Origin of the sequence: Exiguobacterium antarcticum DSM 14480 (assembly GCF_000685865.1) — a bacterium.
Taxonomy (GTDB): domain Bacteria; phylum Bacillota; class Bacilli; order Exiguobacteriales; family Exiguobacteriaceae; genus Exiguobacterium_A; species Exiguobacterium_A antarcticum.
Map to the genome: position 1 here is coordinate 706,766 of NZ_JMKS01000003.1, position 23,103 is coordinate 729,868.

General features: G+C 46.2%; 23 protein-coding genes and 1 other RNA gene. 5 read left to right on the plus strand and 19 right to left on the minus strand.

Annotation, left to right across the window (positions count from 1 at the left end; translation table 11 throughout):
* The first annotated feature begins 274 nt into the window (after positions 1-274).
* The 4 genes from P404_RS0104590 to P404_RS0104605 all read left to right on the plus strand — a co-directional run bounded on the left by P404_RS0104590 (position 275) and on the right by P404_RS0104605 (position 3,883).
* Complete coding sequence (locus P404_RS0104590) at positions 275-871, plus strand: hypothetical protein (RefSeq protein ID WP_026830098.1); 597 nt, start codon at positions 275-277, stop codon at positions 869-871.
* A complete protein-coding gene (locus P404_RS0104595) occupies positions 858-2,333 on the plus strand; it encodes a DNA primase family protein (protein ID WP_026830099.1) in 1,476 nt (491 codons plus the stop codon). Before P404_RS0104590 ends, P404_RS0104595 begins: the two co-directional genes overlap by 14 nt.
* A 10-nt stretch (positions 2,334-2,343) precedes the next feature.
* Positions 2,344-2,607: a MerR family transcriptional regulator gene (locus P404_RS18745; protein WP_034774035.1), complete on the plus strand. Its 264-nt coding sequence runs from the start codon at positions 2,344-2,346 to the stop codon at positions 2,605-2,607.
* A 106-nt stretch (positions 2,608-2,713) separates the two neighbouring features.
* Positions 2,714-3,883, plus strand: a complete 1,170-nt coding sequence (locus tag P404_RS0104605; protein WP_026830101.1) for a site-specific integrase — start codon at positions 2,714-2,716, stop codon at positions 3,881-3,883.
* A 120-nt stretch (positions 3,884-4,003) separates the two neighbouring features.
* On the opposite strand, the gene ssrA is transcribed toward P404_RS0104605, so the two are convergent.
* The 12 genes from ssrA to P404_RS0104660 all read right to left on the minus strand — a co-directional run bounded on the left by ssrA (position 4,004) and on the right by P404_RS0104660 (position 14,648).
* Positions 4,004-4,362: a transfer-messenger RNA gene (gene ssrA / locus P404_RS18190) on the minus strand.
* A gap of 58 nt (positions 4,363-4,420) precedes the next feature.
* The gene (smpB, locus tag P404_RS0104610; RefSeq protein WP_026830102.1) at positions 4,421-4,891 is read right to left on the minus strand and encodes an SsrA-binding protein SmpB; all 471 of its coding nucleotides are present in this window, start codon (positions 4,889-4,891) and stop codon (positions 4,421-4,423) included.
* A gap of 32 nt (positions 4,892-4,923) precedes the next feature.
* Positions 4,924-7,284: a ribonuclease R gene (gene rnr / locus P404_RS0104615; RefSeq protein ID WP_026830103.1), complete on the minus strand. Its 2,361-nt coding sequence runs from the start codon at positions 7,282-7,284 to the stop codon at positions 4,924-4,926.
* Positions 7,285-7,298: 14 nt separating this feature from the next.
* The gene (locus P404_RS0104620) at positions 7,299-8,039 is read right to left on the minus strand and encodes an alpha/beta hydrolase (protein WP_014971149.1); all 741 of its coding nucleotides are present in this window, start codon (positions 8,037-8,039) and stop codon (positions 7,299-7,301) included.
* A gap of 101 nt (positions 8,040-8,140) precedes the next feature.
* On the minus strand, positions 8,141-8,374 hold the full coding sequence (secG, locus tag P404_RS0104625) for a preprotein translocase subunit SecG (RefSeq protein ID WP_012371248.1): 234 nt from the start codon (positions 8,372-8,374) through the stop codon (positions 8,141-8,143).
* Between the two features lie 141 nt (positions 8,375-8,515).
* Complete coding sequence (gene rbsB / locus P404_RS0104630) at positions 8,516-9,430, minus strand: ribose ABC transporter substrate-binding protein RbsB (protein WP_014971150.1); 915 nt, start codon at positions 9,428-9,430, stop codon at positions 8,516-8,518.
* A 27-nt stretch (positions 9,431-9,457) separates the two neighbouring features.
* Entirely contained in the window at positions 9,458-10,426 is a 969-nt protein-coding gene (rbsC, locus tag P404_RS0104635; RefSeq protein WP_051590459.1) for a ribose ABC transporter permease, read from the minus strand.
* A gap of 1 nt (position 10,427) precedes the next feature.
* A complete protein-coding gene (locus P404_RS0104640) occupies positions 10,428-11,906 on the minus strand; it encodes a sugar ABC transporter ATP-binding protein (protein WP_026830105.1) in 1,479 nt (492 codons plus the stop codon).
* Between the two features lie 12 nt (positions 11,907-11,918).
* Positions 11,919-12,308, minus strand: a complete 390-nt coding sequence (gene rbsD, locus P404_RS0104645; protein ID WP_014971153.1) for a D-ribose pyranase — start codon at positions 12,306-12,308, stop codon at positions 11,919-11,921.
* Complete coding sequence (rbsK, locus tag P404_RS0104650; protein ID WP_026830106.1) at positions 12,305-13,183, minus strand: ribokinase; 879 nt, start codon at positions 13,181-13,183, stop codon at positions 12,305-12,307. The genes rbsD and rbsK overlap by 4 nt, the downstream gene beginning before the upstream one ends.
* Positions 13,180-14,160 (minus strand): LacI family DNA-binding transcriptional regulator, encoded by a 981-nt coding sequence (locus P404_RS0104655; protein WP_026830107.1) that lies wholly within the window; start codon positions 14,158-14,160, stop codon positions 13,180-13,182. Before P404_RS0104655 ends, rbsK begins: the two co-directional genes overlap by 4 nt.
* A gap of 155 nt (positions 14,161-14,315) precedes the next feature.
* Positions 14,316-14,648: a hypothetical protein gene (locus P404_RS0104660; RefSeq protein ID WP_014971156.1), complete on the minus strand. Its 333-nt coding sequence runs from the start codon at positions 14,646-14,648 to the stop codon at positions 14,316-14,318.
* 135 nt (positions 14,649-14,783) lie between these two features.
* Here P404_RS0104660 and P404_RS0104665 point away from each other — a divergent pair, with 135 nt between their 5' ends.
* Positions 14,784-15,104, plus strand: a complete 321-nt coding sequence (locus tag P404_RS0104665) for a hypothetical protein (protein WP_014971157.1) — start codon at positions 14,784-14,786, stop codon at positions 15,102-15,104.
* A gap of 426 nt (positions 15,105-15,530) precedes the next feature.
* On the opposite strand, the gene P404_RS0104670 is transcribed toward P404_RS0104665, so the two are convergent.
* The 7 genes from P404_RS0104670 to gap form a co-directional block, all read right to left on the minus strand.
* The gene (locus P404_RS0104670) at positions 15,531-15,785 is read right to left on the minus strand and encodes a hypothetical protein (RefSeq protein ID WP_014971158.1); all 255 of its coding nucleotides are present in this window, start codon (positions 15,783-15,785) and stop codon (positions 15,531-15,533) included.
* Between the two features lie 13 nt (positions 15,786-15,798).
* Positions 15,799-16,701 (minus strand): acyl-ACP desaturase, encoded by a 903-nt coding sequence (locus P404_RS0104675; protein ID WP_026830108.1) that lies wholly within the window; start codon positions 16,699-16,701, stop codon positions 15,799-15,801.
* Between the two features lie 351 nt (positions 16,702-17,052).
* A complete protein-coding gene (eno, locus tag P404_RS0104680) occupies positions 17,053-18,354 on the minus strand; it encodes a phosphopyruvate hydratase (protein ID WP_014971160.1) in 1,302 nt (433 codons plus the stop codon).
* Positions 18,355-18,431: 77 nt separating this feature from the next.
* Entirely contained in the window at positions 18,432-19,979 is a 1,548-nt protein-coding gene (gene gpmI / locus P404_RS0104685; protein WP_026830109.1) for a 2,3-bisphosphoglycerate-independent phosphoglycerate mutase, read from the minus strand.
* The gene (gene tpiA, locus P404_RS0104690; RefSeq protein WP_014971162.1) at positions 19,980-20,732 is read right to left on the minus strand and encodes a triose-phosphate isomerase; all 753 of its coding nucleotides are present in this window, start codon (positions 20,730-20,732) and stop codon (positions 19,980-19,982) included.
* 27 nt (positions 20,733-20,759) lie between these two features.
* Positions 20,760-21,944: a phosphoglycerate kinase gene (locus P404_RS0104695; RefSeq protein ID WP_014971163.1), complete on the minus strand. Its 1,185-nt coding sequence runs from the start codon at positions 21,942-21,944 to the stop codon at positions 20,760-20,762.
* Between the two features lie 124 nt (positions 21,945-22,068).
* Positions 22,069-23,076: a type I glyceraldehyde-3-phosphate dehydrogenase gene (gene gap, locus P404_RS0104700; protein WP_026830110.1), complete on the minus strand. Its 1,008-nt coding sequence runs from the start codon at positions 23,074-23,076 to the stop codon at positions 22,069-22,071.
* Positions 23,077-23,103 lie beyond the last annotated feature (27 nt).

Below are 23,103 nucleotides of genomic sequence, written 5' to 3' on the forward strand. Positions count from 1 at the left end.
TTCAAGGTGTTCAAGGTGTTCAATAGCTTTACTTTATTAAAAGATATCTAAGAAACTATGAATAAAAATAGCAATAACAAAGTGTAAATAATTTAAGGAATAATTTTGGAACATATTGAACGTTCTCAGTATATCCGATTCATAAACCCACTCATTTGTCAATGCCCCCTTCAATTAAAAAAAGGTTGTTTTTTCATTTAGTGGTCAAGTATTAATTCACATTAGTACACCTTAGTATTAACAACGTAACTAAAACTAAGGAGTGGTACGAGATATGAGTAAAAAAAATCAGGATAGTTTAAAAAAGAAGTTTGACAAGATTATGAAGCTTAGCAAGAAAAATCAAGACGGTGTCCACACTATTGCTATGACCTCTGAAAAAGCATTGGCTCAGGGATTGGGACCTGACCAAATCAATCCACCCACAGCATTATTCTTTTCAAACATTGAAGGCATTAGTTTTTTTAATGGTTTTATCGACTCTACACCATTATCGCAAAAACACTCTTCTGATCTAACTCTTATAGGAATAGATAATCAAGATTTGAAAAAACCTTCTATATATATTCGAAACGGCGATGCTCTATCAAGGTTTAATAATAGAGCTGAATTACAAGATGATGAAAAAATACTTTTATATTGGGAGTATGGCCCATATTCTTGTTTCTTCTTTGTTATTAAGGATCCTTTAACACAAAGTACTCTATTAGAGTGTATATTTAGCGAGAGTTTTACTACCCAAAAAGCTAATAGATTCTTTTTCTTAAGCTTGTTGCCTATCGAAGAAAAGAAAATCGCTATAAGTCTTTTTAAAGAATCATTTGATAGAAAAAATGCAATTGGGTCTGGTGGTTTGCATGAAGACAACTAAATTAAAAAAAATCCCTACAAACTTTCATTCTTTACAAAGCTTACAAATGACAGAGATTGTTCCAACTCTCAACGTTAAGGAACGTTTAAACAAGCTTCCTCCTTTAAAGATCAATAAAAAAGATATTCTAAAGGAGACTTATAGCCCAGTTCCAGAAATCATTAAAAAAAATAACATAATATCAAATGCTGATTTAGCCGCTCTTTTTTTGGAAAAATTCATTTTCTTGTCTGTTGAGGATAGTCTGTATCATTGGAACTCTACAAGAGGGGTTTATGTTGCTGTAACTCTAGATTATGCAGAGACCTTTATTAGACGAAACACACCAGATATTTATAGAAATAAAATTAACAGCAGCACAATAAAAGAAGTCATTCAATGGATTAAATCGGAACTTTATCACGAGCATGGCAATATAGCATCAATTGATAAAAACCATTTAATAGCGTTTAGTAACGGAGTATTTAATATCGACAATCAAAAATTCATTTCACACAGTCCTGAAAACTTCTTTACTTCTACAGTTAATGCAGAATATAGAGGTAATCAAAATCTTACAGGGCAACACTTTTTGCAATTCATGCTTGACGTATGTAATGGGAATACTGATTTATATTTACGAGTTCAAGAACTGTTCGGCTATGTTATTTCAGAAATAAGGAGTGTTAAGTATATTCCTTATTTACTTGGACCCAAAGATACTGGTAAATCAATTGTTCTAAAAGTACTTGAAAATTTAGTCGGCAAAGACTCTTATACTAATTTAAGCTTTGACCAATTAAATAAACCAGAATATTTAGCACAACTTCTGGGCAAAAGATTAAATACTTGTGGTGAGACTTCTGAATTTAAACTCAACAAACTTGATATCTTCAAAAAATTATCGGGTGGAGATCACGTAACTGCCAGACCTATCTATGGTCAGCCTATAAACTTTGTTAATAAAGCTGTTTTACTGTTCGCCGGAAATCACTTGCCCACAATTAATGGTTTAGATAAATCCAATGCTTTTAGTCAAAGAATTATTATCTTTCCATTTACACATCAAATCCCTAAATCTAAACAAGATCCTCAACTTATTGAAAAGATTCTTGACGAAAAAGATTATATTATTCAATGGGCCATTGAAGGTTTAATTCGCTGGAAAAGCAATAATTATCAATTTACAAGTTGCGAGGAGATCGAAGAACTTACTACTTCCTATTATGAACAAAACAATTCAATCGATAGTTTTGTAAAGTATATTTGCGATGTAAATGTAAGTGGTCAGATTTATAAGTGTAAGCTTCAAGACAGCTATTTAGCTTACTGCAAATCAAACGATATTACTCCTGAAAGCATGCAAGTATTGCATCAATACATGAAATCTCTACCTTATATAACCTATAAGAGGTTCCGAGATGGCTTAGGGAATAATAAATACGGATATATCGGTATAGAATTAAGAAATGAAGAAGTATAAGGAGGTTCTCATGAATCAGAATACATTTATATTGAGTGAATTAGAAGCACGAATTTCAAGCCTATTAACAACATCTATCAATGACCTCAAAGCATCTAATAAATCACTGCATAAAGAATGGTTAACTCTATCAGAATCTGCTGCCTATGCAGGTGTTTCATATAATACTTTCATTAAGTTCAGGCTAATGGGGTTGAAAGTATGTGAAATAGATGGAATAAAAAGAGTTTCAAAGAAAGAAATTAATTCATTTTTAGAGAGAAATAGCTTTTAAACACCATAAAGAGGTCCCTTCCCTAGTTAAAATATATATTATAACTATGAGGAAGAGTCCTCTTCTTTTATTTCTTGCCCCCGCGAGATATTAGGAGGAGTTCACATTGAAAAAGAATAGAGTCACAACTGTTAAAAAATATAATTTAAAATCTGGGGAAATACGATATGAGTTCTCTGTTTATTTAGGGGTAGATCCACTGACCGGAAAGCAAAAACGAACCACTAAGAGAGGTTTTAAAAATCGGAAAGAAGCTGAGTTAGCATTAGCACGTATAAAATTTGAGGTAGCAAACGGTACTTACCGTCAAGTATCAGTAGAAACATATTTAGATATATACAATTTATGGATTACCAATTATGAAAAGACAGTGGAAGAAAGCACATTCATTAAAACAATAGGAATTTTTAAGAATCATATAAACCCTGCTTTAGGTAGCTACAAAATCGAAAAGATAACAATAGATATTTGTCAAAGCAACCTCAACTTGTGGGCAGAAAAACTAAAGAATTTTCGAATGGTAAAATCTTACGCTTCAAAAGTTTTTAGTTTTGCAGTAAAGAGAGGCTATTTACAATCCAATCCCTTCACATATGTAGATGCTCCAATGATTTTATCAAAAAAAAGAGGCATAATAAATGATGATGAAAAAGAAAACTTTTATACCAAAGAACAGCTTCTAAACTTTCTTGAAGCACTTGAGCATGAAAAAAACGTAAAAGCTTTTACGCTTTTTCGCTTACTCGCTTTCAGTGGTATGCGCAAAGGAGAAGCATTAGCATTAACTTGGAACGATTTAAACTTTAGTACCCAAGAACTTCGTATTAATAAAGCTTTATCTAGAGGAAAAGACAATAAATTATATGTAAAAACTACGAAAACCGGAATCGCCAGATCAATAAAGTTGGATGAGAAGACTATTCTAATTTTAAAAAGATGGGAAGAAGAGCAAAAAAATTCTACTTCCTTTTTTACAACTGACCGACAAACTAGTGCACTCATATTTAGTAATGAAAACGGAGAATATTTACAACCTACAAAAACTAGAAAGTGGATGCTTCACATTCAAGAGAAGTACAACTTCGAAAAAATCACTACTCATGGCTTGCGCCACACACATTGTTCTCTTTTATTTGAAGCTGGTGCTAGTTTAAAGGAGGTACAAGATAGATTAGGTCATAGTGATATACAAACAACTATGAACATCTATGCTCATGTTTCAAAACAAGCACGAGATGAAGCAATTAAGAAATTCTCAAACTATGTTGAACTTTAAAATTGAGTACGTTAATGACTACGTTTTGATGATATCTATTGATAAAGAATGAATAGTAAACAACAAAAAAACCCTTGGAACCCAAGGGTTTAAAAGCGAATGATTCCAAACGAAATCATACTATGGAGACGGTGGGAGTCGAACCCACGTCCGAAGGCATCGTATACTTAAGCTTCTACGTGTGTAGTCAATTTATTGGGATCTCGTCGTCAGGCTGCCAATTGACAGGCGTCCGTCCGACCAGTCTGATTCCATCTCTTCTCTTTCCCACCAGACGGAAGGGTCCAAGCGTAGCCTGTTTAAAGTGAGACCCTAGAAATCAGCCGACCAGGCGACGGCTGCTAGGATCCGTAGTAGCTATTAAGCTGCTGCGAGTTGTGTGTTAGTTTTGCCAGTTATGGCTGATGCGTTTTAACGAGGCCGACCCCTCGACACGCCACAGAAGACCGAACTACCCCCGTCGAATCCGTAACGTCCCCAAGATATAAAATTGGGGCTTTCCGAATACTATTATAATAGCAGAAAAGTGTTACGGGTTCAATACTTTTGCTTGTCGCGTAACGCACGGTCGATATCCCGCTTCGCGTCCTTCTTCTTCAAATCGTCACGTTTGTCGAATTTCTTCTTCCCGCGCCCGAGCCCGATCAGACATTTCGCGTAGCCGTTTTTGATGTAGACCTTCAGCGGCACGATCGTATAGCCGTCGCGCGAGACGAGTCCCATCAAGTTGGCGATCTGTTTTTTGTGCAGCAACAGTTTCCGCGGACGGAGCAGTTCGTGGTTGTACCGGTTCCCCTGTTCGAAGTGGGCGATGTTCGAGTTCCAGAGAATCGCTTCCCCGCCATCGAACCGGACGAACGCGTCAGCGATACTGATCTTGCCTTTACGGACCGATTTGATTTCGGTTCCCGTCAAGACGAGACCCGCTTCGATCGTATCTTCAATCGCATAATCAAACGACGCCCGTTTGTTGTTCGCTAATACTTTTGAACTTGTACCTTTTGGCATCTCTCTTCCACCACATTTCTAAACAGAAGCGCTTAGGGGCGCTTCCGTTTTTTATTCGAGACCGCTTTATGGAACGGCGGTTTGTCCTTCTTGTCTTTCCCAGCGAATCCTTTGCCTTTTGATTGCTCGTTCGGTTTCCCTGGACGTTTCGACTTCCCGCCGCGGCGGTCGTCTTTCTTGTCGTCGCGTTTTGGTCCCGGACGGCCGCCTGTTGAACGGATCGTCTTCGACTCAAAGCGTTTTTTCGGTTGGCGCTCCGGCATCCCGACGACAGCAAAGTCGATCGTCTTCTCATCGATGTTGACACCGGTGACTTTGATCTCAACGACGTCGCCGATCCGGAACTGTTGTTTTGTCCGTTCGCCCATCAATTGATAGTTCGCTTCATCATAGCGATAGAAGTCATCCGTCATCGCCTGGATGTGGACAAGACCTTCAATCGTGTTCGGTAACTCAACGAACATGCCGAAGTTTGTCACCCCACTGACGACGCCTTCAAACGTCTCACCGATGTGTTGTTCCATATACTCGGCTTTCTTGAGCGCATTCGTTTCCCGCTCGGCGTCGACGGCACGGCGTTCCCGTTTTGAGGCGTGATCGGCGATTTCCGGTAAAATGGCAGAATAACGGTCCTGTGTCTTTTGCGATTTATCATTAAAGATGATGTACTCGCGCAGGAGACGGTGGACCATCAAGTCCGGATACCGGCGGATCGGTGACGTGAAGTGCGTGTAGAAATCGGTCGACAAACCAAAGTGACCAATCGGCTCGACGTCATATTTCGCTTGTTGGAGCGACCGTAACATGACCGTACTGACAACCGCTTCTTCCGGTTCGCCTTCGACGGCGTTCAGGATTGTCTGCAACGTTTTTGGCGTGACCGACTCGCCTTTGCGTTCGACGTTGATGCCGAAGTTGGCGATGAACTTGAAGAACGTATCGAGACGTTCTGCTTTCGGCTCATCGTGAATCCGGTACATGAACGGCAACTTCTGATGTTGGACGTATTCAGCCACCGTTTCGTTCGCAGCGAGCATAAATTCTTCGATCAGTTTCTCGGCAACGGACCGTTCACGGAGGATGATGTCGCTTGTCTTGCCTTCTTCATTGACGAGGACTTTTGCTTCCGGGAAGTCGAAGTTAATCGCTCCACGGCGTGAGCGGCGTTCCCGGAGGATCGCAGCGAGTTCTGCCATCTGATCGAAGTTGGCGACGAGATCCTGGTACTTCGCGATGACTTCTTCGTCTTCGCGTTCGATGATTTTCCGGACATCGGTATACGTCATCCGTTCCGTCGTCTTGATGACACTTTGTAAGATTTCTTGGTTGATGACGGCACCGTTCTGATCAATCTCCATGATACAGCTGAGCGTCAAACGGTCGACGTGTGGGTTGAGTGAACAAATCCCGTTTGACAAGCGGTGCGGAATCATCGGAATGACGCGGTCGACGAGATAGACACTCGTCCCACGTTCGCGAGCTTCTTCGTCGAGCGGTGAATCTTCCTTGACGTAATGTGAGACGTCGGCGATATGGACACCGAGCTCGTAATTGCCATTGCTGAGTTTCTTGACGTGGACGGCGTCGTCCAAGTCTTTTGCGTCAGCGCCATCAATCGTGACCGTCAGTTCCTTGCGTAAGTCAACGCGACCGACGAGATCTTTCTCATCGATTTGATCGGGAATGTTGTTGGCTTCCGCGATCGCTGCGTCCGAGAAGTCGACGTTGATGCCGTGTTTGTGGACGATCGACAGGATATCGACACCCGGGTCATTTTTATGACCGATGATCTGTAAGACTTTTGCTGTTCCGGCGTAACGACCGTCCGGATACTTCGTGATCCGGGCGAGGACTTTGTGTCCGTCGACCGCACCAAGCGTATCTTCATCTGCGACGACGGGTAAGAACGTCAGCTTCGAATCATCCGGCTCGATATATGCGATTGATTCAATCCGTCCTTTTGGACTGACGAACGTCCCGACGAAATCGGCTGGTCCGCGTGAGAGAATCTTGAGCAACTTGCCTTCGCGGCGGTCCCCACCGTTTGATTCGGCAAAGACTTTGACGAGAACACGGTCGCCGTTATAGACATTGCCGAGTTCCGGTGCCGGCAGGAAGATATCACCTGCTGAACCGTCTTCCGGTGAGACGAATCCGAAGCCACGTTGGTGGACGGAGATTTTTCCGGCGACTTGTCCGATTTGTGCCAGTGTCCCGTATTTGTTCGACCGGGTCCGGGCGACGAGTGCTTCTTCTTCGAGTGTGTTCAACGTCCGGATCAACTCTTTGAATTCGGTTGTATCCGACAGTTCTAATTTTTTCGTTAATTGATCGATCGACAACGGACGTTCGTCCGCTGCGATGACCTCTAGTATTCGTTCACGTAATTCCAACGTGACACCTCCAGTTAATGACTCCAGTTCAAGCCGTCCAAAAATTCATGGATGTCTTGGTGGAGCGTTTCTTTTTCTTTGTCGAGCGTAATGACATGACCTGAGTTCTCATACCAGATCAGCTCTTTTTGTAAGGCACTGACACCATCGTGAATGATGTTCGCCGAATCCGTGTTGATCATATGATCGTTGCGGGCCTGGACGACGAGTGTCGGTGCGTAGACGTCTTCGAGTGAATCGCGTGTCTCTTTCAGCAAGGCTTGCAGATCTTTTAAGGTCGGCATCGGTTCGAAGACTGCCATCTCCTGTTCGATTTCGTCCACGGATTTTCCTTCTCGCTTCTTAAATTCTCTGGCATACTCCGTGACTCCTGCATACATGACGTCTTCACTTTTGATGTAGGCCGGCGCACACATCGGAATGACAGCCTTGACCGGACGATGCATCGAGAGCCGCAGCGACATGACACCGCCGAGCGACAGACCGCAGACGGCAATCTCGTCGTATCCTTTGGCTTTTAATTCTTCGTAGCCATCAAGGACGTCCTGCCACCAGTCGGCTGGCCCGGTCTTCGTCAGCTCTTCGGGTGGGGCAGCGTGCCCTTTATATTGTGGTGCCAGTGATGTATAGCCGTGTTTTTGCAAGTACCGCCCGAGCATCCGGACATCGGCACTCGAACCGGTGAAGCCGTGTAACAACAGAACGGCCCGGTTACCGCCTTCAAAAAAGAACGGTTTTGGTAATGTGATTTTCATAAAATGATTCCCCCTCTAACCCTATACCCCAAAATGAAAATTTAGAAATCGAGAAAACAAGAAAAAACGACAGCGCAATCGGACGGCTGTCGTTTCAATACTCACTTATAAAAAGCGACGAGTAACGCCAAAATAAAGAATAATGCCCCTAAGATAGACGCCACACGATTTAGGACCGCATCCAAGCCACGGGCTTTTTGGCGACCAAATAATTGTTCTGCCCCACCTGTCAATGCTCCGAGGCCAGCCGTACGGCCTGACATCAAGAGAACGACGATGATGAGAAGAACGGAAACGACGATGAGGCCGACAAGAGCCACGTTATGAATGATCATCGATGATCCTCCTTCAGTAATATACGCTTCTTTCATTATAGAGAAAAACAACTACGGGAACAAGGTATAGATTCAGGAAGTTCATCTTACCTCCAAAAAAAACCAGCCGGCTGACAAAATCAGACCGGCTGGCGATGACGATTATTGTTTGATCAGGTCGAGTTCGACCGGAATGTTCTTCTCGACAGTTTCACCTTTGAGGTGTTTGATCGCTGTGTCGATGCCTGTTTTTCCGATCTCAGCCGGTTTCTGAGCGACCGTCCCTGCCATCTTACCGTCTTCGACTGCTTTGACGGCATCATCTGTTGCATCAAAGCCGATGACTTTGACATCTTCCATGCCCGCTGCTTTCAACGCTTCAACGGCACCAAGGGCCATTTCATCGTTGTGCGCGAAGACCGCTTTGATGTCTTTGTTGTTTTGGAGGATATTTTCCATGACCGACAGACCTTTTGCCCGGTCGAAGTTTGCTGATTGTTTGGCGACGACGTCAAGCTTGCTGTCGACTGCCGCGTGGAACCCTTCGCCGCGGTCGCGTGTTGCAGATGCGCCCGGGATTCCTTCGAGTTCAACGACTTTCGCTTTGTCACCAACGAGTTCGATCATGTATTCACCCGCTTGTTTCCCACCTGCGACGTTATCCGACGCGATGTGCGCGATGACGTCACCAGCTTCTGCATTCCGGTCGACTGTGATGACCGGGATGTCAGCATCGTTTGCCGTTTGAACGGCTGCCCCGACTGCTGCTGAATCGGTTGGGTTGATCAGGATTAAATCGACGTTCTTTTGAATCATGTCTTCGATGTCGCTCGCTTGTTTCGCGGCATCATCTTGTGCATCCGCGACTTGCAGTGTTGCGCCTTGTGCTTTTGCTTCTTTTTCTGCGCCTTCTTTGAGTGAGACGAAGAACGGGTTGTTGAGTGTCGAGATCGACAGACCAATCTTAAAGTCTTTTGTTTTCTTCTCTTTTTCCGTGTCACTGCCCGGTTGTTCTGTTGAACAGGCAGCGGCGAAGACCATTAACGCCATCATGACGAGTGCGAGTAGTTTTTTCATATCAATATCCTCCTTTTGGATGGTAAATCACGTAGTTTGTTTCCGGTCCGCAAGTACGGCGAACAGGATGACGAGCCCTTTGACGACAAGCTGGAAGAACGAGGAGACGCCAAGCAGATTCAGTCCGTTGTTGAGTGTCCCGATGATCAAGGCACCGATCAACGTCCCGACGATCCAACCGCGTCCACCGGATAAGCTGGTCCCGCCGAGCACGACCGCTGCAATCGCGTCCAGCTCATACGACGTACCGGCTGTCGGTTGCGCCGAGTTGAGGCGCGACGTCAAGATGATGCCGGCGAGTGCTGCCATTAGACCAGACAAAGAATAAATCATGATTTTTACTTTGTTGACTTGAATCCCCATCAGTTTTGCCGCTTCTTCATTGCCGCCAATCGCGTACGTATAACGGCCGAACGTCGTTTTCTTCAGGATGAAGTAGAGGACGGCGAAGGCGATCAACATCGTCACGACCGGGACCGGGAAGATCCAGATGTAGCCGCGACCGAACAATTCGAACCAGCCGCCCTGGCTGAGTCCGGTGATTGGTTTTCCGTCCGTGTAGACGAGCGTCAGACCACGGAAGATCGTCATCGTCGCGAGTGTCGCGATAAACGGTGCGACTTTCCCGAGGGAGATGACCATCCCGTTTAAAGCACCCATGATTGCCCCGACGATCAAGCCGGCGAGGACGGCGAGAATCGCCGACGTCCCGTCCGTCATCAATCCGGCAACAAATGCCGACGATAAGGCGAGGATCGAGCCGACCGATAAGTCGATCCCCCCCGTCAGGATGACGAACGTCATTCCGAAGGCAATCAAGGCGTTGATCGAAACTTGGCGTAAGATGTTAAATAAGTTATTAAGTGTTAAAAAGTCCGGTTCCATGATCGATACGACGAGAATGATCGCGAACAGTCCGGCGAGCGGACCGAGCTTTTGACCAATCCCAAGCCGTCTTGGTTTCTTTTCCGTCAGTTTTCCTTGCATCAATTCCATGTCATTGTCCTCCTGTCGCAAGGGTCATGATACTCTCTTGCGTCGCCTCTTGTTGATCAAGCATCCCGCTCATTTGTCCTTCCCGCATCACGTAGACACGGTCACTCATGCCAAGAATTTCCGGTAAGTCCGAACTGATCATGATGATCGCAACGCCGGATGCGGCGAGTTCGTTCATGATCAGGTAAATTTCTTTTTTCGCCCCGACGTCGACACCGCGTGTCGGTTCGTCAAGAATCAACACATCCGGTTTCGTCCCAAGCCATTTCGCGAGCACGACCTTTTGTTGGTTCCCACCGGACAGTGACTTCGCCGGTTGATCCATCGAACTGTGCCGGACGGACAGCGACTTCAGATAGCCTTCCGCGAACTGCCGTTCTGCCTGATCGGAAATGACACCCGACTTTGATAACGACCGGATTGTCGGCAAGGAGATGTTTTCCCGGAGTGAAAAGTCGAGGAATAATCCTTCGCCTTTTCGGTCTTCGGTCAAAAATCCAAGTCCCTGTTTGATTGCATCGTGCGGCGATTTGATTTTGATGACGTTGCCGTTTAAGCTAATCGTTCCTGCTTTCAGCCGATCGACCCCAAACAAGCCGCGCATGACTTCCGTTCGTCCGGCACCCATCAAGCCGGAAAAGCCGACGATTTCACCGGCGCGGACTGAAAACGACACGTCTTCAAACCGTTTACCGGTCGCACCTGTGACTTCAAGAACCGTCTGACCGAGCGTGACCTGGCGTTCCGGGTACCGTTCGCCCATCTCGCGTCCGACCATTTCACGGACGATCTGTTCAAACGACGTCTCGGCAATTTGGTGGGTCGAGACCGAAACCCCGTCCCGTAACACCGTGATCCGGTCGCACAGTTCAAAGATTTCTTCCATCCGGTGCGAGATGTAGACGATCGAGACACCTTGCGCGCGTAATGCCGTCGCGACACTGAACAAGGCGCGGATTTCGCGCTCCGTCAAGGCGGCCGTCGGTTCATCCATGATGATGACCTTCGCATCCGTCATCAATGCCTTGGCGATCTCAATCATCTGTTGTTGTCCGACCGATAACGTCCGGGCCAGCTGATTGACGTCCATGAAGACGTTCAGTTCCGCCAGTTCGCGTTCCGCAAGCCGCTTCATCTCTGCCTGCTTCAAGACACCGAACCGGGATTTCAGTTCCCGTCCGAGAAACAGGTTTTCCGTGACCGTTAAGTCGGGTAATATGTTCAATTCCTGGTGAATGAAGGCAATCCCCGCTTCTTCCGCGAGTTTCGGATTTTTATAATGTTGCTCGACGCCGTCGACTTGAATCGTTCCTTCATCGGCTTTATGCACACCGGTCAGGATTTTCATCAACGTCGATTTCCCCGCTCCGTTTTCACCCATCAAGGCATGAATCTCACCTGTCGTAAGTGTAAAGTCGACACCCTTCAAGACGGGCACGGGACCAAACGATTTTGTGATACCTGTCATCTCAATTTGCATCGTGCTTCCCCCTTAAAAAATAACGCCGGCGTGTAGGATGACGTTGGCATACGGTGTCGCTTCCCCCGTCCGGATGATGACTTTCGCCTGTTTCGTCAGTTCCTTGAATGCTTCATGCGAGACGTAGTCTTGCGGGACGTCGAGTTGAGTGACAACCTCTAACGCAGCGACGTTCGTGTCTTTGATTTCCGATGCGAGTGTCACCTGTTCGATTGCCATGTCACTCGCGACGATCCGGACGACATCGGCAAATGATGGTGTTCCGAGTTCGAGTGCTAAATCAATCCGCTTGACGCCGGCCGGAATCGGTAGACCGCAGTCGGCAATGACGACGGTATCCGTATGACCGAGATCTGTTAAGACCTTACTGATATGACTGTTTAAAATACCGTGTCGTTTCATTGTTCGACCTCCATTTGTTCGCGTGTCGGCATGCCGCCTTGTGCGCCGAGTGCCCGGACAGATATACCGGCTGCCTGATTGGCAAACCGAATCGCTTCCGTCAAGGGTCTTCCTTCCGTCAAAGCTACAGCGAGTGCCCCGTTGAACGTATCCCCGGCTCCCGTCGTATCGACGACCGTGGTTGCGATGGCAGGAACCGTCACGATGTCTTGACCGTCATAAAAACGAGCTCCGCGGCTACCTTCTGTGACGATTAATTTATTGGGATACTGGCTTAACCAATGTTCGAGTGACTGCTGTTGTCCGAAAATCAAGCCGCATTCATGTTCATTTGGTGTTAAGTATGTCACGTCCGCAAGCAACTCTTCGTCAAGGACGATGGCTGGCGCCGGATTCAAGACGACGGGAATGCCGTGTGCCTTACCGTAACGCGCCACCTGCTTGACTGTCTCAAGCGGAATTTCGAGCTGTAACAAAATCATGTCCGTCTGACCGATCAGGCTGTCGAGCTGTGCCTCATCATAGACGACGGCTAAGTTCGCCGACTGGACGACGACGATCGAATTGTCACCTTCAGCGAGCGTGATGTGCGCCGTTCCGGTCCGTTCGTTCGCAATCGTCTGCAGATGCGTCGTTCCGACCTGTGCCGTTTCGAAGTTCTGCCGGATTGCGTCACCGTTCGCATCATCGCCGATACACCCGACCATCTCGACGTTGCCGCCGAGCCGCGCAATCGCGACGGCCTGGTTTGCTCCTTTGCCTCCCGGTACCGTATGGAAGGCGGATCCGATGACCGTTTCTCCTGCTGACGGACGACGATCGCTTTCGACGACCAGGTCCATCGAGATACTGCCGACTACACTAATTTGTTTCATGACTGTTCACCCTTCCGCTTCGTCGTTTCTCGTTCGATGACTTCGACCATCAATTCATGATGGACGGCCGCAATCTCTTTTCCTTCAATCCGTTGAATCAATAACTTCGCCGCCAGTTCGCCCATCTGATAGATCGGCTGGGCAATCGTCGTCAACGGCGGGGAAATCATCTGCCCCAGTTCAATGCCGTCGTACCCGATGACCTGTAACTGCTCGGGAATCGCGATGCCTCGTTCTGCCGCGACTTGGATCGTCGCTGCGGCGATGACATCGTTTGCCGCAAAGATCCCATTACAGTCGTAATGATCAAATAAGTAATTGGCGGCTCCGAGTGCACCCTGAAAATGAAACGGTGACTCGATACTTGCGACAAGATGTTTCCCGGCGACTTCTTCAAATCCATCCCGGCGTTTTCGGATCGTCGGTAACTTTGACGGACCACTGATAACGACGAGCTCTGTTGCGCCATGCTCCAGTAGAAACTGCGCTGCCTTTTTCCCGCCGTCATAGCCGTTTGACGTGACGGTCGGGATTGCGCCTTGTAAGACACGATCAAGAGCGACGATCGGCACTTCAATCTCTTCATAGTTCGGATTGTTCGAATAGTTCGTCGTGATGATCAAGCCGTCGATATGCATTGCTTCGAGCGATTGAATATATTCCTGTTCTTTCTGAAACTGTTCATCTGTGTTACATAAAATCACCTGAAAACCATGTTGATGTGCCATATCTTCCACAGCTCGAGCGAGTTGTGGGAAAAACGGGTTCGTGATGTCCGGCACGATCAACCCAATCAATCCTGATCGTTTTTGAAACAAGGACCGGGCAACCCGGTTCGGTCGGTAATCCAGCTGTTTGATCGCTTGAAGGACCGCCGTCCTTGCTTTTTCACTGACATATCCTTTTTCATTCATGACGCGCGATACCGTCGCAACGGAGACATTGGCCACTTTCGCTACTTCCCGGATGGTCGACATGTTCGCCACCTCTTTCTTTTGATAACGCTTACAATATGTATCATATTGTGTAACCGGTTACACATCAATCCTTTTTATTAAAATATATTTTTTTTTTGCGAGACTGACAAAAAAGCCCGATCAAACGTGGTGTGACAACGTTTGATCGGACTTCTTCAGCTTTTCGGATGGCTTTTTTGATACAACCGTCGAAACAAGGCAACGAGAAATGCTAAAATCGCGAGCGGCTCCAGTAAGTAAATCAACAGGAACGTAATATCGATGACGGCATCTTCTGGGTTATACCGCAGAATATAGATTGCTCCCGGCAACAGCGCTGTCAGACCAGCAACGCCGAGAACCGTTCCAAGAATCATGCTTTGATGCGAAAAGCGGCTCGTAATCTGATAGAGACCGATAAAAAAGATCAGTTCCGTAAAATAAATGATCCGTAATTGAATCTCATCGATCGTGGGGTCCATACCCAGAAATAAATAACGAAACAGCATGTCACTCCCCCCTTACTTCATTCTCTACCCGGATATCCGCTCTCTTAATGCAACGATTCCAGTTTGCCTGCATATCCCATCTGACTTTAGGGAATAGCTTACAGTACTAGTACTCATAGAAAGTTGGGGGTTTGGATGAAAGAAGATCACTCGATGAAAGTCGTCAGTTGTCTCAACGACTTTTTTCAACGAAATGAACAACCACTCCAGGTCGATATCTTGCGTGGCCTTCCTCCCGTCGTCCTCTTGTTGAAAGATGAAGCCAAACGATCCTTTGCAGCGGAAGCGAACCTGCACGATGAATTACTCAGCGATATCAAACGTCTCGTTCAGGAATGTCTCGATCCGCAGACATTACGTGAACTCGATATCGATGTCGACTTACCCGAGTTCTTCGTCACGCGTGCTCCGCTCTATTCTGCCCATCATTACCTCGTTACGTTTATCGAGGATTGATCTCAAGGAGTGTAATTCCATTTTGATACTACGGGATTCGACGTTTAGTCGGGTCTCGCTTTTTTACGTTTGTCAAAAATCATTCATTCGCTCGCTTTTCTAGGGCGGAACGCGAGCCGCGGATTTCTTGCTTTTCTATACAACTGTTATCACGCGTTTCACGCGACTCCTACAGGAAAAAGCGCAAGCCTGCTTGCGCTGTCAGAGACAAACAAGACCCGATTGCCTGCCTCAATGAGGCAGGCAAACTGGCTTGTGTCTCGCCTGAGGAAAGCGCGTGAAAAAAAGCGTGACTCTGATTCTTGAAAAACCTATACGCTCTACTATATCGCCTCTGAAAAGCGGGTGAATGGCTGCCATACTCAACGCAAAAAAACAGCCTCCCGCCAAGCGAGAGACTGTCAACTCAATCCGTAGATTACTTACTTAATTTTCGACTTCAAGAATAGCTTCGATTTCTGCCTCGACTTCTTTATTCACCATCTGCGAACGTTTTTTTCTCAATTCAAGATCCATTTCCTGATCAATGAACTCGTTCGTATGTTTGTCAAAACAACTGTAACAAATCGAATAAAAGTCTTTTTCCTCTGTCTTCAACGAATTAAATTCCCACGTGTTCAGTTCCAGATAACTGACTTGGTTATTCGTTTCTTTTCCGCATATTTCGCACGTCATGTTCATGATTCTCCCCTCGTCATGCATCGATCTTAGTTTTTGCTAATTGGCGATCCTTGATTCGTTTCAAACGTCCGTGATATTTCATGATGTTCGCTTGTGATTGTTTGGCCTCTTCGCTCGTAGGTTGCAAGTCGGCAATACCCCAGTATTTCACGACGACATCTAATACTTGGTCAAAGTATTGGAGTGGTCCGTAATTCGTATCGATTGCAATGGTTTTCATGCGCTCGGTAAAGTCCGGCATGATCGCACCCGGCATCGAGAAATTAATAATGACATCCTCAAAGAACACGATGAAGTTCGGATCAAGTTCAAGATGCGCCTTCACTGTATCGCGATAGAACGCATAATGAAGGGCTTCGTCTTTCGCCAAACGGCGAAGCAGCGTGGCTAAATCTTTGTCGTGCGCCCCCGCCACCTTAGCTACGTTATTATAAAAGACGAGTGTCGCGAGCTCTTGCAACGAAGTATAGGCCATTGTCGCTAAAGGATTCGTGAAATCCGGGAACCATCCACTTTCGACGACGCGTCTTCTTAATTGATGCAATCGTGTCGGGTTAACGTTTCGTGTCACGAGTAAATACGTTTCCAGTAAGCTCGAGTGTTGATCCTCTTCCGCCGTCCACGTGCGGACGAAATCATTGATGACTTCCATCGAATTCTTAAAGGTATAATCCAAATGTGACGTATACCAAGGTAAATTCACTTCTGTCAGTAATGCGGTTTCTACCGCAACGATGACACCTTCCGGAAGTGTGACTTGACTCTCCTCCCAAGGAACCCGTTTGAACGACATCGCCTTGTCCCAGGGAATGAACTCGTGATAGCTCCAGTCAATATTGGCAGAGCGCTCCTTATGTAATCGATACAGTTCTTTAATGCGTGGTTCTAAGCGTATATCTAAATCTGAATTTAACATGATCATTTCTCCTTTAGATGTTTTTTGAACCTTAACCCATTCAAATGTATTTAAGCCTTATAATGATTGTACTTCAACTTATTTATAACTATAACATTTTAATGACCAGGTAGTAAAAAACAAGTTCTCGTAAATTCGTTTTTTTAAATTGAACGTAACACTCTTTAACCAATCCATTATGAATACAAAAAAACCTCCTATTCGTGTGTCGATCTCACACATAAATAGGAGGTTTTAGCTGTAATCCTTGTACGACTCAGTTCATGTTTCTGTATGACATAGCTCAGAATCACCAAACGTATCCTGTACAACAAATTACAGACTATCATTTCTGTCGACTCAATCCATCAATTATTTGTTGAGGTTTTTGAGGTTGTAGAATGATTTGAGACCATCGTAGACAGCAACATCTGAAAGCATGTCTTCGATGCGGAGAAGTTGGTTGTATTTCGCGATACGGTCTGTACGTGAAAGTGAACCAGTTTTGATTTGACCCGCGTTTGTCGCAACAGCGATGTCAGCGATTGTTGAATCTTCTGTTTCACCAGAACGGTGAGAAACGACTGCTGTGTAACCAGCTTTTTTCGCCATTTCGATCGCGTCGAATGTTTCAGTCAACGTACCGATTTGGTTAACTTTGATGAGGATCGAGTTCGCGATGCCTTTTTCGATACCTTCCGCAAGTTTCTCTGTGTTCGTTACGAACAAGTCATCCCCAACGAGTTGGACTTTGTGTCCGATACGATCTGTAAGGAGTTTGTGACCATCCCAGTCGTTTTCGTCACAGCCATCTTCGATTGAGATGATTGGGTATTTGTCAACGAGTTGCGCGTAGAATTCAACAAGCTCAGCTGTTGTGAGGACTTTGCCTTCACCAGCGAGGTTGTATGTTCCAGCTGCTTTGTCGTAGAACTCAGAAGAAGCGACGTCCATTGCAAGGTAAACATCTTCGCCTGCTTTGTAGCCAGCTTTTTCGATTGCTTCAAGGATAACTGTGATTGCTTCTTCGTTTGATTTCAAGTTTGGAGCGAATCCACCCTCGTCACCAACTGCTGTGTTAAGACCCATTCCGCTAAGAACTGATTTCAACGCGTGGAAGATTTCAGCACCCATACGAAGTGCTTCTTTGAATGTTGGAGCTCCAACAGGCATGATCATGAACTCTTGGAAATCAACGTTGTTGTCAGCGTGTGATCCACCGTTGATGATGTTCATCATTGGAGTTGGCAATGTTTTCGCGTTGAATCCACCGAGGTATGTGTAAAGTGGAAGACCAAGCTCATCTGCAGCAGCACGTGCAGCAGCCATTGAGATACCGAGGATCGCGTTAGCGCCGAAGTTTCCTTTGTTTTTCGTACCGTCAAGATCGATCATCTTTTTGTCGATTCCTGCTTGGTCGAAGACATCGTAACCGATGATTTCAGGTGCTAATTTTTCGTTGACGTTGTCAACAGCTTTTAAGACACCTTTACCGAGGTAACGTGATTTGTCGCCATCGCGAAGTTCAACTGCTTCGTGCTCACCAGTTGATGCGCCTGATGGGACGAGTGCGCGACCGAAACCGCCGTCTTCTGTATATACTTCTACTTCTACCGTTGGGTTACCGCGTGAATCAAGAATCTCGCGTGCATAAATCTCTGTAATCATTGACATTTAAATTCGCTCCTTTGTGTGTGAAAAAAGTTAGTGGTTCGTTGTGAGGCAGAGAACAGGACGTTCCATCGACGGGATTATTTCTTTAATACGATGGATTGACCTGTCATTTCTGCCGGTTGATCCGCATCCAACAGATAAAGCATCGTTGGTGCCAGATCGGCCAATGCACCGGTCAACGGTTCAAGGAGTTCGACATCCTCGACTGTGACGATACATGGAACAGGTTCTGTCGTGTGCGCCGTCATCTTGCTACCATCGGCATTCAGCACTTTGTCTGCATTCCCGTGGTCCGCTGTGATGATGGCTGCGCCACCTTTACTGATGATCAAGTCAACGACTTTACCAAGACACTCATCGACGGCTTCGATTGCTTTGATTGTCGGCTCGAGCATACCCGAGTGACCGACCATATCAGGGTTCGCAAAGTTCAGCATGATGGCATCGTGTTTGTCCGAGTTGATGGCATCAATCAGTGCGTCCGTTACTTCGTAGACACTCATTTCTGGTTTCAAATCGTACGTCGCGACCTTTGGAGATGGGATCAAGATCCGATCTTCTCCTTCGTACGGCTCCTCACGTTGTCCGTTAAAGAAGAACGTGACGTGCGGATACTTTTCGGTTTCCGCAATCCGTAACTGGTGTAATCCTTGTTTCGACAATGTTTCACCAAGCGTGTTTTTGATGTCTTCTGGTGGGAAGACGATATCCGTATCAATCGCATCCGAATATTTCGTCATCGAGACGAGTAGCAGGTTCTTCGGTGTGTTGTCCGGTAATGCAAAACCAGTGAAACCTGTTTTTTCTTTGTACGCCTTGGCGAGCTGAATCGCACGGTCCGGACGATAGTTGAAGAACATGATCGCATCGTTGTCATGGATCGGTGCTACTGGAGTACCGTCTTCCTGCACGACTACCGTTGGTTCAATGAACTCATCTGTGACGTCTGTTTTGTACGAAGCTTCGACCATTCCGATTGGATCGGTTGTCGTTGGACCTTCTGCAAAAGTGATCACGTCATACACTTTCTTGACGCGTTCCCAACGGTTATCACGGTCCATCGCATAATAACGACCGGAGACACTTGCGAATTGACCGACGTTTAACTCGTCCATCTTCGCTTGTGCATCACGGAGGAAACCGGCTCCTGATTGTGGATCACAATCGCGGCCATCCGTGAAGGCATGGAGATAGACTTTTTCGATTTCGTGAAGTTTCGCGAACTCAAGCACTGCATACAAGTGGTTGATATGACTGTGGATTCCACCGTCAGAGACTAAACCGAAGATATGCAAAGCTGAACCGTATTTCTTCACGTGACCTGCCGCATCGTTCATCGCTTGACGCGAGAAGAACGAGCGATCCTTAATGGCATTGTTGATTCGGGATAGCGATTGATAGACGACGCGACCTGCCCCGATGTTCAGGTGACCCACTTCTGAGTTACCCATCTGACCATCTGGCAAACCAACGTATGCACCTTGCGCATTCAACAACGTATGCGGGTATTGATTCCAAAAACGATCGAAATTCGGTTTGTTTGCCGCCGTAACGGCGTTTCCGAACTCCTCGTCACGCATACCGAAACCATCAAGGATGATTAGTGCGACTGGACGTTTTTTCATTTAAATCGCCTCCAACAGTTTGAGGAACGATCCTGTCTCAAGACTTGCGCCACCAACTAGAGCACCGTCGATGTCAGGTTGAGCCATATATTCTTTGATGTTTTCCGGTTTGACACTGCCACCGTACTGGATACGGACCGCTTCAGCTGCTTCAGTACCGAATTCAGCCGCGACGACGTCACGAACGAATTTACAAGAATCTTGTGCATCTTGTTCTGTCGCTGATTTGCCTGTTCCGATTGCCCAGACAGGCTCGTATGCGACAACAAGGTTTTTCACTTGATCGACTGTTAATCCTTTAAGGCTGTTTGCCGTTTGTTCGCGGATGACTGACTCGAATTGACCGCCTTCGCGTTGTTCGAGTGTTTCACCGACACAAACGATTGGCACGAGACCGTGTTCGAATGCTTTTTTCGCTTTGCTGTTGATGAACGCATCTGTTTCACCAAAGTATTCACGGCGTTCTGAATGACCGAGGATGACGTATGTCACGCCAAGATCTTTCAGCATGACCGGGCTGATTTCGCCTGTATATGCGCCGCTTTCTTGGTCATACATGTTTTGAGCGCCGATTTTCAAGTCTGTTCCAGCTGCTGCTTCTGTCAAATGTGCAAGGAATACAGACGGTGCACAGACAGCCGCGTCGACTTTCGAAGAAGCGGGTACAGTTCCTTTGACTTCCTCAGCGAATGCGACAGCATCCTTGAGGCTAAGATTCATCTTCCAGTTACCTGCGATAATTGGTTTACGCATTAAAAACACTCCCTTGTGAACTTTAGATTACTTGTCGTTAAGCGCTTCGACACCAGGAAGAGCTTTCCCTTCCATGAACTCGAGGCTTGCGCCACCACCTGTTGAAATGTGGCTCATTTTATCAGCAAGGCCAAACTTCTCAGCTGCTGCTGCAGAGTCTCCCCCACCGATGATCGAGTATGCATCGCTGTCTGCTAACGCTTGAGCGACACCTTTTGTTCCGTTTGCATATTTATCAAGTTCGAAGACGCCCATCGGTCCGTTCCAGACGACGAGTTTCGAGTTCTTGATTGCTTCTGCATAAATCTCAACGGTTTTCGGACCGATATCCAGTGACATGTGATCTGCTGGGATACTGTCGATATCGCGTGGTCCGACGTATGTTTCTTCGCCGAATTCCTTCGTGATGATGCAGTCGACAGGCATTAAGAACTTCACGCCTTTATCTTCTGCTTTCTTCATGAATTCCTTCGCCTGTTCGATTTTGTCGACTTCAAGAAGTGACGTACCGACTTCATAACCTTGAGCTTTGAGGAATGTATAAGATAATCCTCCACCGATGATCAACGTGTCGACGATATCAAGCAGGTGATCGATGACGCCGATTTTATCCGCGACTTTCGAACCACCGATGATCGCTGTAAACGGACGATCCGGATTCGAGAGTGCTTTACCGAGAACTTGAAGTTCTTTTTCGATCAACAATCCAGCTACAGCAGTCTCGACGTGGTGCGCGATTCCTTCTGTAGAAGCATGCGCACGGTGCGCTGCACCAAATGCGTCGTTGACGAAAATATCTGCAAGTTTCGCAAAACCTTCTGCGAGTTCAGGATCGTTTTTCGTTTCGCCTGGGTAGAAACGAACATTTTCAAGAACGATGACTTCGCCTTCTTCAAGCTTGCTGACCGCTTCTTCAGCGACCGGACCGTATGCTTCTTCAACGAGCTTGATGTCTTTACCAAGTAATTCGCTGAGGCGTGCTACGACTGGTGCAAGTGAGAATTCAGGGTTCTTCTCGCCTTTTGGACGTCCCATGTGGCTTGCGAGGATGACTTTCGCTCCACCGTCAACCAAGTGTTTGATTGTCGGAAGGGCAGCACGGATCCGTGTGTCATCTGTGATCTTGCCGTCTTCTAACGGTACGTTGAAGTCCACACGTGTAAACACGCGTTTTCCTTTTACATCGATATCGCGAATTGATTTCTTATTCATACATTCGTCCTCCGTCTCATACGTATAGTGAGGGGCTATTACGCCCCTCCAGACTTTTTTCCGCAATAAGAGCGGAGACTGGTATCGTTTCCGCTCTTATTCAATTGCTATTTAATTGCTCGAATTACTTAGCGATTTCTGCGAAGTGTTTGAGTGTGCGAATGAGCTGGCTAGTGTAAGACATTTCGTTGTCGTACCAAGCAACTGTTTTAACGAGTTGTTTGTCGCCGATTGTAACGACTTTCGTTTGTGTTGCATCGAAGAGTGATCCGTAAGAGATACCAACGATGTCAGAAGAAACGATTTCGTCTTCCGTGTAACCGTAAGATTCGTTAGCCGCTGCTTTCATTGCTGCGTTAACTTCTTCAACTGTTACTTTCTTCTCAAGAACTGTTGTGAGCTCAGTGAGTGAACCTGTAGCGACTGGTACACGTTGTGCTGAACCATCAAGTTTACCTTGAAGTTCTGGAAGAACAAGACCGATTGCTTTAGCAGCACCAGTTGAGTTTGGAACGATGTTAGCTGCCGCTGCACGTGCACGACGGAAGTCACCTTTAGGGTGTGGAGCGTCGAGTGTGTTTTGGTCGCCTGTGTAAGCGTGGATCGTTGTCATGAGACCTTGAACGATTCCGTAGTTATCTTGGAGAACTTTTGCCATTGGCGCGAGACAGTTCGTAGTACATGAAGCACCAGAGATAACTGTTTCAGTTCCGTCAAGAATTTCATGGTTCGTGTTGAAGACAACTGTTTTCATGTCGCCAGTAGCAGGTGCTGAGATAACGACTTTTTTAGCTCCAGCTTTCAAGTGAAGCTCAGCTTTTTCTTTGTCTGTGAAGAAACCAGTACATTCGAGAACGATGTCAACACCGAGCTCGCCCCATGGGAGTTCTTCTGGGTTGCGGTTAGCAAGTGTTTTGATTTCTTTACCGTTGACGAGGAAGTAACCATCGTGTACTTCGACTTCGCCGTCGAAACGACCTTGAGTCGTGTCATATTTTAAGAGGTGTGCAAGCATTTTAGTGTCTGTAAGGTCGTTGATTGCGACTACTTCGATTCCGTCAAACTGAAGAATTTGACGAAGTGCCAAACGTCCGATACGTCCAAATCCATTAATACCAACTTTTACTGCCATGATAATTTTCCTCCTTTTAATGTAAAG

Bases quoted from the DNA above. Each gene is read 5' to 3' on its own strand.
- rbsK (WP_026830106.1), bottom strand. From the start codon at position 13,183: ATGAAACAAATTAGTGTAGTCGGCAGTATCTCGATGGACCTGGTCGTC.
- tpiA (WP_014971162.1), bottom strand. From the start codon at position 20,732: ATGCGTAAACCAATTATCGCAGGTAACTGGAAGATGAATCTTAGCCTC.
- P404_RS0104670 (WP_014971158.1), bottom strand. From the start codon at position 15,785: ATGAACATGACGTGCGAAATATGCGGAAAAGAAACGAATAACCAAGTC.
- gap (WP_026830110.1), bottom strand. From the start codon at position 23,076: ATGGCAGTAAAAGTTGGTATTAATGGATTTGGACGTATCGGACGTTTG.
- P404_RS0104590 (WP_026830098.1), top strand. From the start codon at position 275: ATGAGTAAAAAAAATCAGGATAGTTTAAAAAAGAAGTTTGACAAGATT.
- rbsB (WP_014971150.1), bottom strand. From the start codon at position 9,430: ATGAAAAAACTACTCGCACTCGTCATGATGGCGTTAATGGTCTTCGCC.
- eno (WP_014971160.1), bottom strand. From the start codon at position 18,354: ATGTCAATGATTACAGAGATTTATGCACGCGAGATTCTTGATTCACGC.
- secG (WP_012371248.1), bottom strand. From the start codon at position 8,374: ATGATCATTCATAACGTGGCTCTTGTCGGCCTCATCGTCGTTTCCGTT.
- P404_RS0104695 (WP_014971163.1), bottom strand. From the start codon at position 21,944: ATGAATAAGAAATCAATTCGCGATATCGATGTAAAAGGAAAACGCGTG.
- P404_RS0104595 (WP_026830099.1), top strand. From the start codon at position 858: ATGAAGACAACTAAATTAAAAAAAATCCCTACAAACTTTCATTCTTTA.
- P404_RS0104675 (WP_026830108.1), bottom strand. From the start codon at position 16,701: ATGTTAAATTCAGATTTAGATATACGCTTAGAACCACGCATTAAAGAA.
- gpmI (WP_026830109.1), bottom strand. From the start codon at position 19,979: ATGAAAAAACGTCCAGTCGCACTAATCATCCTTGATGGTTTCGGTATG.
- P404_RS0104665 (WP_014971157.1), top strand. From the start codon at position 14,784: ATGAAAGAAGATCACTCGATGAAAGTCGTCAGTTGTCTCAACGACTTT.
- P404_RS0104640 (WP_026830105.1), bottom strand. From the start codon at position 11,906: ATGCAAATTGAGATGACAGGTATCACAAAATCGTTTGGTCCCGTGCCC.
- rbsD (WP_014971153.1), bottom strand. From the start codon at position 12,308: ATGAAACGACACGGTATTTTAAACAGTCATATCAGTAAGGTCTTAACA.
- P404_RS0104620 (WP_014971149.1), bottom strand. From the start codon at position 8,039: ATGAAAATCACATTACCAAAACCGTTCTTTTTTGAAGGCGGTAACCGG.
- P404_RS0104660 (WP_014971156.1), bottom strand. From the start codon at position 14,648: ATGCTGTTTCGTTATTTATTTCTGGGTATGGACCCCACGATCGATGAG.
- rbsC (WP_051590459.1), bottom strand. From the start codon at position 10,426: ATGGAATTGATGCAAGGAAAACTGACGGAAAAGAAACCAAGACGGCTT.
- P404_RS0104655 (WP_026830107.1), bottom strand. From the start codon at position 14,160: ATGTCGACCATCCGGGAAGTAGCGAAAGTGGCCAATGTCTCCGTTGCG.
- P404_RS18745 (WP_034774035.1), top strand. From the start codon at position 2,344: ATGAATCAGAATACATTTATATTGAGTGAATTAGAAGCACGAATTTCA.
- smpB (WP_026830102.1), bottom strand. From the start codon at position 4,891: ATGCCAAAAGGTACAAGTTCAAAAGTATTAGCGAACAACAAACGGGCG.